This is a genomic window from Solibacillus sp. FSL W7-1464 (assembly GCF_038004425.1).
GTDB lineage: Bacteria > Bacillota > Bacilli > Bacillales_A > Planococcaceae > Solibacillus.
Genome location: NZ_JBBORC010000001.1, coordinates 979,779 through 994,456, shown reverse-complemented (window position 1 = coordinate 994,456; position 14,678 = coordinate 979,779). Strand labels below are relative to the sequence as shown.

Annotated in this window: 15 protein-coding genes; 1 reads left to right on the top strand and 14 read right to left on the bottom strand. The window is 41.4% G+C overall.

The window, feature by feature from the left end; all coding sequences use genetic code 11:
- Window positions 1-142 precede the first annotated feature (142 nt).
- The 5 genes from sdaAA to MKZ25_RS04680 all read right to left on the bottom strand — a co-directional run bounded on the left by sdaAA (window position 143) and on the right by MKZ25_RS04680 (window position 5,086).
- Window positions 143-1,063, bottom strand: coding sequence for an L-serine ammonia-lyase, iron-sulfur-dependent, subunit alpha (gene sdaAA, locus MKZ25_RS04700; protein ID WP_340800408.1), 921 nt, complete (start codon window positions 1,061-1,063; stop codon window positions 143-145).
- A 12-nt stretch (window positions 1,064-1,075) separates the two neighbouring features.
- Window positions 1,076-1,738: an L-serine ammonia-lyase, iron-sulfur-dependent subunit beta gene (sdaAB, locus tag MKZ25_RS04695; protein ID WP_339175514.1), complete on the bottom strand. Its 663-nt coding sequence runs from the start codon at window positions 1,736-1,738 to the stop codon at window positions 1,076-1,078.
- A gap of 201 nt (window positions 1,739-1,939) precedes the next feature.
- The gene (locus MKZ25_RS04690; RefSeq protein ID WP_340800407.1) at window positions 1,940-3,586 is read right to left on the bottom strand and encodes a DAK2 domain-containing protein; all 1,647 of its coding nucleotides are present in this window, start codon (window positions 3,584-3,586) and stop codon (window positions 1,940-1,942) included.
- An 18-nt stretch (window positions 3,587-3,604) separates the two neighbouring features.
- A complete protein-coding gene (locus MKZ25_RS04685) occupies window positions 3,605-3,967 on the bottom strand; it encodes an Asp23/Gls24 family envelope stress response protein (protein WP_008403339.1) in 363 nt (120 codons plus the stop codon).
- 246 nt (window positions 3,968-4,213) lie between these two features.
- Window positions 4,214-5,086 carry a diacylglycerol/lipid kinase family protein gene (locus MKZ25_RS04680; RefSeq protein ID WP_340800406.1) on the bottom strand — a complete coding sequence of 291 codons (873 nt, stop codon included), beginning with the start codon at window positions 5,084-5,086 and terminating at the stop codon, window positions 4,214-4,216.
- 215 nt (window positions 5,087-5,301) lie between these two features.
- On the opposite strand from MKZ25_RS04680, the gene rpmB reads away from it, so the two are divergent.
- Window positions 5,302-5,490: a 50S ribosomal protein L28 gene (gene rpmB, locus MKZ25_RS04675; RefSeq protein ID WP_004227417.1), complete on the top strand. Its 189-nt coding sequence runs from the start codon at window positions 5,302-5,304 to the stop codon at window positions 5,488-5,490.
- Window positions 5,491-5,809: 319 nt separating this feature from the next.
- On the opposite strand, the gene MKZ25_RS04670 is transcribed toward rpmB, so the two are convergent.
- Genes MKZ25_RS04670 through def form a run of 9 tightly spaced genes read right to left on the bottom strand, consistent with a single transcriptional unit; the run spans window position 5,810 to window position 14,670 of the window.
- Window positions 5,810-6,439: a thiamine diphosphokinase gene (locus tag MKZ25_RS04670; RefSeq protein WP_445326852.1), complete on the bottom strand. Its 630-nt coding sequence runs from the start codon at window positions 6,437-6,439 to the stop codon at window positions 5,810-5,812.
- Complete coding sequence (gene rpe, locus MKZ25_RS04665; RefSeq protein ID WP_340800404.1) at window positions 6,436-7,101, bottom strand: ribulose-phosphate 3-epimerase; 666 nt, start codon at window positions 7,099-7,101, stop codon at window positions 6,436-6,438. The genes MKZ25_RS04670 and rpe overlap by 4 nt, the downstream gene beginning before the upstream one ends.
- Window positions 7,102-7,103: 2 nt before the next feature.
- Window positions 7,104-7,985, bottom strand: coding sequence for a ribosome small subunit-dependent GTPase A (gene rsgA / locus MKZ25_RS04660; protein WP_340800403.1), 882 nt, complete (start codon window positions 7,983-7,985; stop codon window positions 7,104-7,106).
- A gap of 11 nt (window positions 7,986-7,996) precedes the next feature.
- Complete coding sequence (gene pknB, locus MKZ25_RS04655; protein ID WP_340800401.1) at window positions 7,997-9,964, bottom strand: Stk1 family PASTA domain-containing Ser/Thr kinase; 1,968 nt, start codon at window positions 9,962-9,964, stop codon at window positions 7,997-7,999.
- Window positions 9,965-9,966: 2 nt separating this feature from the next.
- Entirely contained in the window at window positions 9,967-10,713 is a 747-nt protein-coding gene (locus MKZ25_RS04650) for a Stp1/IreP family PP2C-type Ser/Thr phosphatase (RefSeq protein ID WP_340800399.1), read from the bottom strand.
- Window positions 10,714-10,723: 10 nt separating this feature from the next.
- Window positions 10,724-11,872 carry a 23S rRNA (adenine(2503)-C(2))-methyltransferase RlmN gene (rlmN, locus tag MKZ25_RS04645; RefSeq protein WP_340800398.1) on the bottom strand — a complete coding sequence of 383 codons (1,149 nt, stop codon included), beginning with the start codon at window positions 11,870-11,872 and terminating at the stop codon, window positions 10,724-10,726.
- A gap of 3 nt (window positions 11,873-11,875) precedes the next feature.
- A complete protein-coding gene (gene rsmB, locus MKZ25_RS04640; protein ID WP_340800397.1) occupies window positions 11,876-13,237 on the bottom strand; it encodes a 16S rRNA (cytosine(967)-C(5))-methyltransferase RsmB in 1,362 nt (453 codons plus the stop codon).
- On the bottom strand, window positions 13,234-14,175 hold the full coding sequence (gene fmt, locus MKZ25_RS04635; protein WP_340800396.1) for a methionyl-tRNA formyltransferase: 942 nt from the start codon (window positions 14,173-14,175) through the stop codon (window positions 13,234-13,236). Before fmt ends, rsmB begins: the two co-directional genes overlap by 4 nt.
- A gap of 3 nt (window positions 14,176-14,178) precedes the next feature.
- Window positions 14,179-14,670: a peptide deformylase gene (def, locus tag MKZ25_RS04630; protein ID WP_340800395.1), complete on the bottom strand. Its 492-nt coding sequence runs from the start codon at window positions 14,668-14,670 to the stop codon at window positions 14,179-14,181.
- Window positions 14,671-14,678: the final 8 nt, after the last annotated feature.

Genomic DNA, 14,678 nt, shown 5'->3' with positions numbered 1-14,678 from the left:
TCGACACTTCCTTTACGAGTTTTATATAGTTTAACAATATCATAAAATGGGTGCATATGTTCTCTCATAAACTAAAAAAAGAACACAAAAATTTGTGCTCAATTTTTATCTCAAATTAAATTTTTATTATCATAAACAGACGTTAGTTACTGCCTACACGTGATTTAAGCAGGCTTTTCAGGTCTCCGCCTTCAAAGATTGCATGGGTAATGGCTTTGCCTGTTGGTGTTGCGGCTAAACCGCCACGAGCTGTTTCTTTCAAGTTCGGGCTCATTGCCTGACCGATGCGGTACATTGCGCCGATTACCTCATCACACGGAATACGGCTTGTCACACCAGCCAATGCCATATCTGCTGCGACTAATGAGTTGGATGCCCCCATTGCATTACGTTTAACACAAGGTACTTCCACTAGCCCTGCAACCGGGTCACATACTAAGCCGAGCATATTTTTCAATGTGATCGCAAATGCTTCCGAACTTTGCTGTGCTGTTCCGCCAGCCATTTCCACAATTGCTGCAGCGGCCATTGCCGATGCACTGCCAACTTCTGCCTGACAGCCGCCTTCCGCACCTGAAATGGAAGCATTGTTCGCAACGATAAAACCAAATGCTCCCGATGTGAATAAATAACGGATCATCTGTTCACGTGTCGGATTCAACTTATTTTTCACTGCAAATAACGTTCCCGGAACAACTCCCGCCGAACCTGCAGTAGGTGTCGCACAAATTGTCCCCATTGCCGCATTTACTTCATTTGTCGCAACAGCTTTGCTGACAGCATCAAGTAAAAGATCACCGGTTAATGTATTGCCTTTTTTAATATAATTTTGAATGAGGACAGCATCGCCGCCCGTTAAACCTGTTACGGATTGTACACCTTTTAAGCCGCGCTCAACCGCTTCTTCCATAATCGTTAAGTTACGGTCCATTTGTTTAAAAATTTCTTCACGCGAGCGACCTGTAATCAACATTTCCTGCTCAATCATCAATTCGGAAATAAGCTTTCCTTCTCTTTCGGCCAACTCCACCAGCTCACGAACACTGCGGAATAAAACATCCATATTGGTCACTCCTTAGTTATTAATTTTCGATACTTTCGTAATATGTGGAATATATGAAATCTGCTCCAACAGACGCTGATCGATGTTTTGATCGACTTCAATTACCATTAAAGCGGTTAAACCACGTTCAATACGCGACACTTCCATATGTCCAATATTGACATCATGCATGGCTAGACAGTTCGCCACGTTCGCAATACAGCCTGCACGGTCATCATGCACAACTAAAATTGCCGGCATCCCGCCTGTCAGACGCAGCTTAAATCCATTCACTTCACTGATTTCAATTTTACCGCCGCCGATTGAAATGCCTTCAACGCTCATTTCCGATTCGTCATCACCCATTAATATACGTGCGGTATTCGGATGCTCTTTATTAGCTGTTTCCGGAATAAATTCAAATTGCAAGCCTGCTTTTTCTGCTTCTGCAAAAGAAGTTTTAATACGTTCATCATCCGTATCGTAATCTAGTAACCCGCCGATAATCGCCACATCCGTACCATGACCGCGGTATGTTTCGGCAAAAGAGCCGTATAAATAAATTTTCGCCCATTTCGGCTGGCGCCCAAACAAGTCGCGTGCAACACGTCCGATTCGTGCTGCCCCTGCTGTATGTGAAGAGGACGGACCAATCATAACAGGTCCAATAATGTCAAAAACTGATGTAAATTTCATAAAGTTATCCCCCCATATTCTTTCATACTTTCATTTACTCCTAGTGTACTCATTTTCTCTGCAATTAACAAACTTCTTGTTGTAAAAACAGAATAATAACCAAATTGAAGATTTAATTCCATAAGTTAACGCAGACGTGTCCACTTAAACATAATGAAAGCAGTGCATACATGAATGTATGCACTGCTTTCACTATTGATTTTATTCTACAGATAAAATGAACGGATACAGGGATTGCTTACCTTCAACAATTTCCACTTCAGCATCCGGATAATTTTCTTCAATAAAGTTTTGTAATTCTTCTGCTTGTTCCGCTGTTGCGTCTTCACCATAAATGATTGTGATGATTTCCGAATCTTCATCCATCAATCCTTCAAGCACTTTTTTCGCTGCATCCATCATTTCAGGAGTCGATAAAATAATTTTACCTTCAGCCAATGCCATATAATCATCTTTACGGATCTCAACACCGTCAATCGATGTATCACGTACAGCAAATGTTACTTGACCAGTCTTCACATGCGCAAAGCCTTGTGTCATATTTGCTTTATTCGTTTCAACCGATTCAGCATGATTGAACGCTAAAATAGCTGCCATTCCTTGAGGGATCGTTTTTGTCGGCACAACCGCTGCTTCAATTTCAAGAAGTTCAGCTGCTTGCTCTGCCGCCATAATGATATTTTTGTTGTTCGGTAAAATCAGTACACGTTCTGCACCGATTTCTTTTACCGCTTTTACGATATCTTCTGTAGAAGGGTTCATCGTTTGTCCGCCTTCGATAACATAAGAAGCACCGATCGAGCGGAGTAGATTGGATACACCTTCACCCATTGCAATCGTTACAATCGCATATGGTACTTTTGTTTTTTGCTGTTTCGCAGGTGCTTGTGGTGCATCGTTGACAATTGCAGAATGCTGTTCACGCATATTATCTACTTTAATCTTAATTAAGCTACCATATTTTTGACCCGCTGCAAGTACGGCACCTGGAGTTTCCGAGTGTATATGTACTTTCGCAATTTCATCATCCGATATTACGAGTAATGAATCGCCCATCGGATTCAGTTCTTGGCGGAACTGCTCCTCATCAAATGGTGATTTATCTTCCTCGAAACGCACCATGATTTCTGTACAATAGCCAAATTCAATGTCAGATGTGTCCATGAAGTCTTGTACACGGTGATGTTCTGCATTTATTAAATCATCCAGTGAAGATTCATTCTTTTCCGGTAGTGGCTCGCCTTTCATGGAAGCAAGGAATCCTTCGTAAACGAAAAGCAATCCTTGTCCGCCGCTATCAACAACGCCCACTTCTTTCAATACAGGTAAAAGATCCGGCGTACGGTTTAATGATTGTTTTGCTTCCTCGATGAACGCTTCCATCAGGACAATCATATCTTCTTCTGTTTCAGCAACTTCCACACCTTTTGCTGCCGCTTCACGAGCAACCGTCAGGATTGTCCCTTCCACTGGTTTCATAACGGCTTTATAGGCCGTATCTACACCGGCCTGAAATGCGTTCGCTAAACCTTTTGCATCGATTTCAGCTTCTTTTTCAATCGCTTTGCCGAACCCGCGGAATAACTGCGATAAAATTACGCCTGAGTTACCGCGAGCGCCCATTAATAAGCCTTTTGATAAAGCCTGAGCTGTTTTACCGATATGTGCACTTACATTGGCTTCTGTTTCATCTGCACCAGATGTCATTGATAAATTCATATTTGTCCCTGTATCGCCATCCGGCACAGGGAATACATTTAGCGAATCTACATAAGCTGCGTTTTGGTACAGGTGATGTGCACCCATTTGTACCATTTCAGCAAATTTAATTCCGTCTAAAGACTTCATTCGATTCATTTCCTCCTCTTACACATTCGCAACACGAACGCCTTGAACAAAAATATTAACTGATTTAACGCTCATACCTAATGTTTTATTTACTGTATATTTTACTTTGGATTGTACTTGATAAGCGATTTCAGAAATTTTCGTACCATAGCTTACAATAATGTACATATCAATATGTAAGTCATCACCTTCTTGGCGGATGAGCACACCTTTTGCAAAATTCTCTTTTCGTAAAATATCTGTTAAACCATCACGAATTTGATGTTTTGATGCCATGCCTACAATGCCATAGCATTCAATCGCTGCTCCACCAGCAATTTGAGCAATAACATCATTGGATATATCAATATGACCGAATTCGTTATTTAATTCTACTGACATAGTGAATGCCCCCTTGGCTCTATTTGACTAATTTATATTGTACTACACAAAAGTCGATTATAAAAGAAAACGTTCATCTACGTCTAGCCTGAAGTCGTTTTTTAATATTTCTCTTTTTCAAGCTCCACTTTATTTTTAATCAGAACAACATCATACTATAGTAATTATTTAGCACATTCTAATTAGAGTATTCGACAATTTCCGGTTGTTATACAAAGATGCATTTATAAAACGTATCGCTTAGTTTTATTTCGAGAAAAATTCGATATGATTATGCAAAATGGAGATTTTCGCCGGAAGTTGGCTGATTAAATCACCGTCTACATTCAGCGGAAGTGCATCATTCGCGTTAATATGCATTTCACGTGCATTGAATTTAATAATATTGTCGTCGTTCTCATAATTGCCTGTCAGCAGATTTTTAGCCGTGCCCACTACCTGTAGTGTGTTCGTACTTTTAATAATAAATCCGTGCAAGAGGCCGTCTGATTTGTCGGCTTCTTCATTCATTTGGCGGAAGCTTCCGACCGAATCGGTCAACACACAGATGAAGAGCATCATCTTTTCTTTATACGTTTGTCCATCTGCCGTTACTTCCATTTCGTAAGACTCATTTTGAATGGCTGCTTTTACACCTTCAAATAAATAGGCGAGCGAACCAAGGGATGTTTTTTGCTCAACTGATACATCGCCAACCGCTTCTGCCAACATTCCGATTGCGATGACATTCGTGAAATAATGATCGTTCACTTTGCCGATGTCCGATTTTGTAGTTTTTCCGCCCAGTAAAGCTATTGCCTCGTCCGGATCAAGAGAAATGTCCAATGCCCTTGCAAAATCATTGACTGTGCCTAATGGAACAATTCCAACAACAGGACGGTGAGGCTGTTCAGCGATACCATTGATCCCTTCATTTAATGTACCGTCACCGCCGACTAAAATGACCGCATCATAATGCTCGTCACATGCTATTTTCGCAAAGCGTGTTGCATCCTTTTCGCCTGCCGTTTCTTTTACAACGACTTCATAATTATGTAATTGTCCGATTATTTTCTTTTCATACTCACTCGCATTTTCTTTTCCTGAAGATGGATTTATGATGACCATACATTTTTTCATAACCGTATCCCCCAAATAATTAGATTCTATAGTACATTACCTTTTCCAGGAAGTTTTTAATCACGATTAAGCAAAATGGGGTGTAAAGGTTTTTTTCTTGAAAGGTTATGCAAAATGTCTTGCACTCATTGATTCTGTGTGTTAAATTATTATGGTATGTGAAATAACGAACTGAAATAAAGATTTCAGATTCAGCTGTAAGGAGGAATTTTACAATGCCAAAACAATGCGTAATTACTGGCCGTAAAGCTCGTACAGGCAACAACCGTTCACACGCTATGAACGCTAACAAACGTACTTGGGGTGCTAACCTTCAAAAAGTTCGTATCTTAGTTGACGGTAAGCCAAAACGTGTATGGGTTTCTGCTCGTGCTTTAAAATCAGGTAAAATCGAACGCGTATAATCGCGTATAGAGTACCAGCAATTGCTGGTACTCTATTTTTATGCAAAGAATGAACAAAAGCGCCCGTCAACTACTAGGGGGCATAACGCCGCGTCCTTGCGGCATGCTGGACAGGGACAAAAACTCATTTCCAGGTTATCCATAGTGCGGTAGTATAATTTCCTTAACAAAAAAATACAGCCCATAAAATCGCTATGAGCTGTAGCCTGGATCTTTATTTTTCTTTCTTATCTCTACGAAACAACTTCACGCAACCTCTTGCCACACCGCTTAACCACTTAGGCATTTGGAATGTATATACTTTCAGCGTTGTTCCTCCTTAATCTTTACTCTTTATCATTAAACATATGCCTTCCCTAAATGAAATAGACCCTGTACCTATTATTTCATTGCTTGTGAAACGCGTTGTCCCCTGCTCAATCACTTCATCTGTCGTTTCATATTTAACCCCACGCAACGTAACGTTCTCAAGAGTCTTCCCGTAAGCGAAAAAGGATATATAGGAATAATGGTCTTCTGTCAAAATATGTTCGCCCGGCAGTAAAAATTGAATAATATTATGAGAATTAATGATTTTAAAAGTAATGTGAGGATACTGCTGCTGCATAAGAAAAACAGATCTTAGAGTCGCCTCGTAATGATCTAGGCGCCCGCCTGTGACACCCGTCAAAAAAACTTCCTGCGGTTCATATGTAAGCGCCTTCTGCAAAGCCAAGTCTGTATCCGTCTCATCTTTTTCCGCCTGAAACTGTTCAACATGGTCTACAACTTCGGAAATCCGCGCAAATTCCTCTGCTGTAATGGAATCAAAATCGCCGACAATGCTATGCGGCTGTATCCCTTTATCCACCAAATACAATGCCCCCCGGTCGACTCCGACCCATATATCCGGTGTTAAAGAAAAGGCGACCTCGTGAACGGGGCCGCCTGAGCAGATTGCCACAATCACTGAATTGCCGCTAATCCTGCTTGTTTGATTTCCTGTAAAGCTTTTGCGCGATCTTCTTTACTGTAAATAGCTGAACCGGCAACAAAAACCGTTGCACCTGCTTTTGCACAAGGTACGATTGTTTCAGCGTTAATTCCGCCGTCAATTTCAATTTCGATATTCAGGCCACGTTCTTTAATGATGTTCGATAATGCTTCAACTTTCGGCACAACCGATTCAATGAACTTTTGCCCGCCAAAGCCTGGGTTCACCGTCATAAACAGCACCATATCAATATCCTCCAAAATATGCTGAATCGACTCAATCGGCGTATGCGGATTTAATACAACACCCGGTTTCACACCATATGAACGGATTAACTGAATCGTACGGTGCAAATGGCGGCATGCTTCAACATGTACTGTAATGTAGTCTGCGCCGGCTTTCGCAAATTGTTCAATGTACTGGTCCGGATTTTCAATCATTAAATGCACGTCCATCGGTAATGTGGAAAGAGGACGAATTGCTTCCAATGCGATCGCACCAAATGAAATATTCGGCACAAAATGGCCGTCCATAACATCGATATGAATCAATTCGGCTCCTGCTGCTTCTACTTCTTTTACCTCTTGTCCCAGCTTTGCAAAGTCTGCTGCTAAAATTGATGGTGCAATTTTAATCATGTCTAATACCTCGGCTTTCGGTCAATAATTTCTTGTAAAATTTGTTCGTAATGCTCATAGCGGTACGAACGGATTTCACCGGTTTCTACCGCTTGTTTTACTGCACATTTCGGTTCTTTTATATGCAGGCAGCCACGGAACTTACAATTCTCGCTAATTCGTTCGAACTCTGGTAAACAAGATGTCAGCTCTTCTTTTTCTATCATTTCAAAATCGAAAGAACTGAATCCCGGTGTATCTGCCAATAGTCCGCCGCACACTTCAATAAGCTCTACATGGCGCGTTGTATGTTTCCCGCGTCCTAAACTTTTTGAAATAATACCTGTTTTCAAATCAAGCTCAGGAAGTAATGTGTTTAGTAATGTAGACTTTCCAACACCTGACTGTCCCGCAAGCACCGATGTTTTTTCCTGCAAGTATGGTTTGATCGTTTCCAGTAATGTTGGATCATCAATATAAGTTTCAATAATCTCATAGCCGATTTCTTTATAGTCGTCGATATATGTTTGTAAATGCGCACGTTCTGCATCATTCATTAAATCCATCTTTGTTAAAATAATGATCGGCTGCACATGGAACGACTCGAGTACGACTAAAAACCGGTCGAGCAATACTGTATTAAAATCAGGTTCTTTTGCGGAAAACACTAATAATGCCTGGTCCACATTCGCAATCGGCGGTCGAACAAGTTCATTGTTTCGTTCCAGAATTTTATCGATGGAACCATCCGATTCCCCATCATAGGAGTATTCCACAAAATCGCCGACAAGTGGAGATTCTCCGCGATTGCGGAAAATCCCACGAGCACGGCATTGAATTAAAACACCGTCTTTTTCAACATAATAATATCCGCTTAATGCTTTTCGAATTTGGGCTTGCGCCATCCAATTCCTCCTTATTCCGGCAACTCTTCATACGTAACTGTTTTATTTTCGATTACATTGTTATCCCGTACAACCTGATAGGCTGCTTTGTCCCCTTCAACAATTAACAGCTTAATTGTATAGACAGTGTCTTCAGTTATTGTTATCGTATCGAAAGGTTCTGCCATCGTATGTGTTTTATCCTGAATGTAAATGGATACTGTTTGTTCCATTCCTTCTTCAAAAGGCTCGTATGGAATTTCTATTGTATTTGTATAGAACTTTTCCTGTTTTGCTTTCGGACCTTTCGAGATGACGACATTAATTGTGCCGCCTTTTTCAAGCTTTGTGCCTGCTTTTGGTGTTTGTCTGATTACTTCACCTGCAGGTCTATCTGAATACTCTTCGCCTGTTTCATTCACTATAAAACCTGAGCTTTTTTCATATTCTGTACGGTTTGCTTCGTTAAACGCCATTAAATCACGCACTGTTACTTGCTCTTGTCCTCTACTGACCGTTAATACAACATCCGTCTCACTGACATGAATTTCCTCTCCGGCTTCAGGTTCCTGAGCGATAATCACACCTGCTGCATGCTCGGAAGAATATTCCTCTCTGAATTCTGTATCGTTAAATTCTTCTAAAGCATCCATTACCTCATCACGGTGCTTACCGACGAAGTCCTCCATCTTTGTCAATTCCTTGCCGATACTGACAATTAAATCCACTGTAGTGCCTTTATCACGTTCCCGACCAGCTTGCGGATTTGTTTCAATGATATTTCCGGATTCAATCTCTTCATTATTGCGTTCTTCTTGTTCCCCGATAACGAAACCTTGCTCTTCTAAAATTCGAATGGCTTCTTCTACCGTCATATCCGTCACATCTTCTACGACGACTCTATTTGGAGTCAGAAGAACAGCAGCTACTACTGCACCAATTGTTAAAAGAACTAATAGCCCCACGATTAGCGGCCATTTTTTCTTTTTCTTTTTTGGCTTTGATGGCTTTGGTTCTTCCTTGACTGGCGGTTTTGCATCGATCCGGACGGTTTGTTCCGTTATTCCGGTAGATGGCTCCGGAACCGGGACAGGTACAGGCTTAGGATCTTTTATAATCGGAATCAGCTTTGTCGCCCCATCATCGACCGGCGGCACAAATTTAGGTTCATTCATCCGTTGCAAAGATAAGCAGGAATTTAAATCTTCTTCCATCTCTTCTGCATCGCTGTAACGGTGATTTTGATCTTTTGCTGTTGCTTTTAGTACGATATTTTCCACGCTTTGCGGAATGCTTGCATCGAATTCACGAACTGACGGTGTTTCCGCCTGTAAATGCTTTAGCGCTATGGATACAGCAGATTCTCCGGAAAACGGTAATTCTCCTGTTAAAAGCTCGTAAAAAACAATTCCCAGTGCATATATATCGGACTTCATCGTTGCCAAACCGCCGCGCGCCTGCTCCGGTGATAAATAATGGACGGTTCCGATGACAGAGTTTGTTTGTGTAAAGCTTGTTGCTCCAAGCGATGTCGCAATACCGAAATCAGTAACTTTCACATTGCCTTCTTCGTCCATCAATATATTTTGAGGCTTTATATCTCGATGAATAATACCGTTTTCATGTGCATGGGCAATCGCAGATGTTAGCTGCTTCATAATATGGACACTTCGCGCTGCAGATAAAGGCGAAAACTCTTGTATGTATTGTTTTAATGTTTTCCCTTTAATATATTCCATAACAATATAGTGCATATCCGCATCTTCGCCAACATCATAGATGCTTACGATATTAGGATTAGTCAAACTTGTTGCAGACAATGCTTCTCGCTGGAAACGACGGTGCAATTCTTCTTCATTTGATAGATCATAACGCAAAATTTTAATTGCGACGTCACGACTTAAAATGATGTCGTGTGCCAAATAAACATTTGACATCCCGCCTCCGCCAATTAATTTTAAAATTTTATAACGGCCACTTATATGTTTTCCTACTAGCATTGTTACACCTCCTGCACCGTTGTCATTAAGATAAGGGAAATATTATCTTCTCCGCCACGATCATTTGCAATTTGAACCAATTCTTTTCCTTTTTCCTGAACGGAAGCCGGCTTTGTAATGATCTCGCCCATTTCCTCTGTGGATAGTTTATTACTTAACCCGTCAGAACAAATGAGTAAAAAGGCCTCATTTGATAATGTCATTTCATAAAAATCAGGTTCAATCGAAATCTCTGTACCGAGAGCTTTTAAAATAAAGTTCCGTTGTGGATGGTTTTGTGCCTCTTCTTCACTAATTTCTCCATTTTCCAATAAAATATTTACATAAGAATGATCACGCGTTACTAACTTTACTGTTTCGTTTGTAATATGGTATACACGACTGTCGCCGACATGGCTTATCGTGCAATCATTCTTGTCAAGCAACACAGCGATCATAGTCGTACCCATACCTTGGCAATTTTCATGTGTTAATGAGTAATGATATATTTTCTGATTGATATGCGACACCGCATTTCGCAGCCATTCCAGTTTTAACTGTTTTGTTGCAAAACTTTCTGCATTCTCCTGTTTGAAGAGTGCATGCATTTCGGTAATAACCATTTCACTCGCTACATCACCAGCATTATGACCACCCATACCATCTGCTAAAATCGCAAGCTTAAAATGATCGGGGCGCTCTAAAAACGCGGCCCGATCTTCATTTATTTTTCGCTTTAACCCAATATCACTTTCCACTGTAAAGTTCACTATAATCCACCTACTTTGTTTCGTGTGATCGTTCCTGTGCACGTAACTGGCCACATGCAGCTGCAATATCTGCACCTTGCTCACGGCGGATTGTTACGTTAATCCCCTGCTCCTTAAGCGTTCTTTCGAAAGCAAAAATTTTGCTGCGTGATGTACGTATATAATCACGCTCCGGCACGTAGTTAATCGGAATCAAGTTAACATGACATTTAACATTTTTGATCAGCTTCGCCAGTTCCAATGCTACTTCTTCTGTATCATTTTGACCTGACATTAAACCGTATTCAAATGTGACACGACGTCCTGTTTTCTTCGTATAGTATTTTACTGCTTCCATCAATTCCTCTAATTTATATGCTTTGGCAATCGGCATTAATTTCTGACGCGCTTCCTGGTTTGGTGCGTGCAGAGAAACCGCAAAGTTAATTTGCATACCTTCATCTGCGAATTCATAGATTTTCGGTACGATTCCCGAAGTCGAAACCGTAATATGACGGGCCCCGATGTTTAATCCTTTATCATCGTTCATAATTTTAAGGAAGTTCATCATTGCATCATAGTTATCAAACGGCTCACCGATCCCCATAATTACGATTGATGATACACGTTCTTCTGTTTCATCAAGCTGTTGTTGTACTTTTACGACCTGCTCGACAATTTCTCCAGCCATTAAATGACGCTTCAAGCCACCTAACGTAGAGGCACAGAATGTACAGCCGATACGGCAGCCTACTTGAGTCGTTACACAAATCGAATTCCCGTATTCATGTCGCATCAAAACTGTTTCAATTGAATAGCCGTCCTGCAGCTGGAATAAAAACTTGATCGTACCGTCTTTTGATTCCTGCTTAATAATCGTCGACAGTGTCGTTAAAGCAAACTCGGTTTCAAGCTTTTCACGCAATGCTTTTGGCAAGTTCGACATTTCTTCAAATGTTTGGACACGCTTTTCATAAAGCCATTCATAAATTTGCGCTGCACGGAAAGCCTTTTCTCCATTTGCTGTAAGCCATTCCTTCATTTCATCCAGACGTAATGAATAGATCGAAGGTTTTAACTGAGGCTTTTCTTTTTTCGCACGACGTACCGGCTTATCTGCTGTTTCTTCCACTAAATCCTGAATTCGTTCATCAAATTGTTTTAATTGTTCTTGCTCCATTAGTTAATTGGACGCTCCTTTTTTTACGAATGCAGCTACGAAAAATCCGTCACTGCCTATATCTTGCGGGAATACTTGCAGCATCCCGTCTTGCTCTTTCGCTTCTAGTTGTGTCGGTAAATTTTCAATTGGCACCAAGTTCATTTCAGGGTGCTCTTTTAGGAAGGCTTGTACCGTCCCTTCATTTTCACTACGGTCTACTGTACATGTTGAATATACTAGTCGTCCGTCTTGTTTCAATAGCTGGACTGCATTATTTAAAATCGAAAGCTGAATTGTTTGCAGGCTCTCCAAATCTTCTTCGCGTTTCGTATATTTAATATCCGGTTTTCGTCGCATTACGCCCAAACCTGAGCATGGCGCGTCAACAAGAATCGCATCATAGCTTTCCTTCTGTAAAAAGTCTGCTGCTTTTCTTCCGTCAAGCGGGGCTGTTTCGATAATATTCAACCCTAGACGCGCGACATTTTCCTCGATTAAATCCAATTTTTTCGGATGAAGATCGGTCGCTAAAATTGAGCCTTCGTTTTTCATGACTTCGGCAAGATGCGTTGTTTTTCCCCCTGGGGCTGCACACATATCGAGTACTTTCATACCTGGCTGCGGATTCAGCACTTTTGCTGGAAGCATCGAGCTTTCATCCTGAATCGTAATAAGCCCGTTCCGGAACGCTCCCGTACGTGCAGCCTGCCCGCTTTCAAGATGCAGACATTCGGGTATATATTCACTGCGGCGCGCTTTGACACCTTCACGTTCAAGTGTTGTCAATACTTGCTCGACAGTCGCTTTTGTCGTGTTGACACGTACTGTCTGCAGTGGTGCAATATTATTTTCTAACAGCATTTCACGTGTTTTATCATAGCCGTAGCTTTCCACCCAGCGGTCAACAAGCCACTGCGGATGACTCGTTTCGACTGCAAGACGCTCATTTGCATCTTTTATCAACTCGGTCGAACGGACACCTTCACGTAAAATAGATCGTAAAATACCGTTTACCATTGAGGCAATCCCTTTATGGCCGCGACGCTTTGCGATTTCCACGGCTTCATTTACTGCAGCGTGTGCAGGAATGCGCGTTAAATACTGCATTTGATAGAGCGACATACGCAACAGCCAACGCACCCAAATATCCACTTTACCTCGGATAAATGGCTCCAGATAATAATCCAGTGTCATTTTATGCTGCAATGTTCCATATGTGAGCTCTGTTAACAGGCCACGGTCTTTTACATCGATTTTATATTTCTCAATTGTTTGGTGTAATAATAAATTGCTGTATGCCTGGCTTTTGTCGACTGTCAATAAAATCGTTAAAGCGGCATCCCGAACATTACCGTCCCAAATCACTTGTTTCTTTTTACTCATTCAAAACGGTCCCCAATCTGTAATTTCGAGCCCGTACCACGTAAAAACTCTTCTGCTGTCATACGCTTCTTCCCTGCAGGTTGTACATCATACAGCGCTAATGTACCGCCATCACCTGTCGCTACTTCAAAGTAATCTTTTTCGATTTTCACGACTTCTCCCGGTGCAGCATTTGTTGAAGTTTCCCCAACCTTTGCCGCCCAGACTTTAAAGTTAGCTCCTTCAAATGTCGTATAGGCAACAGGCCAAGGGTGTAATCCGCGTACTTGATTATACAATGCACGCGCTTCATTATTCCAATCAATCAACTCCTGTTCGCGGCTAATATTGCGCGCAAACGTTACGAGTGACTCATCTTGGGGAATGCGGGCATTTGTTCCGTCGATGATCGATGGCATTGTTTCTTTTAATAGTTCACGACCAACCGCACTTAATTTATCAAACATTGTGCCTGTATTGTCCGTATCTTCAATGGCAATTTCCCGTTGCGAAATAATATCCCCGGCATCAAGCTTTTCCGCCATATACATAATTGTGACACCTGTTGTTGACTGTCCATCAATAATTGACTGATGAATCGGTGCACCACCCCGGTATGCAGGCAATAATGACGCATGGACATTTATACAGCCCAATCGCGGTGCATCAAGCAGTTCTTTCGGCAAAATCTGTCCAAATGCCGCCGTTACGACAAGGTCCGCATTTAACGCCAAAATTTCTTCCAGCTCCTGTGAACCGCGCAGCTTTTCAGGCTGAATAACCGGTATACCCAGTTGTAATGCTTCCTCTTTCACAGGTGGCGGTGTTAGTACTTTTTTTCGACCAACTGGACGGTCCGGCTGAGTCACAACCGCTGCAATGTCATAGCCTTCTTCATGAAGCATACGTAAAATTGGTGCTGAAAAGGCAGGTGTTCCCATAAATACGATTTTTGTCATCGATTATTCCTCCTCAGCGTCCGCGTACAGCTCTTCTATTTCTTCCTCTGTTAATACACGTGTCATTTTAGAATCAAATAAAACGCCGTCTAAATGATCGATTTCATGCAAAATACAACGTGCCTCAAAGTCTTCGGCTTCAAGTTCATAAATGCGTCCTTCACGGTCAGATGCTTCAATTTTCACATAAGTTGGACGGTTTACCATACCAAACAGATCAGGGAAACTTAAACAGCCTTCCACGTCTTCTTCTTCACCACGTGTTTCAATTACGATCGGGTTGATCATTTCTAAAATATCTTCGCCCAATTCTACGATTGCTACACGTAAATCAACATTAATCTGGGGTGCAGCGATTCCTACACCGTCATTTTCTACCATCGTGTCATATAAATCATCTAAAAGTTGAATGATAAATTCATCGATCACTTCAACTTCTCTCGTTTTTTGTGATAATACATTTGCTGGGTTTTTCACTACTTCTTTAATTGCCATTTTAATAC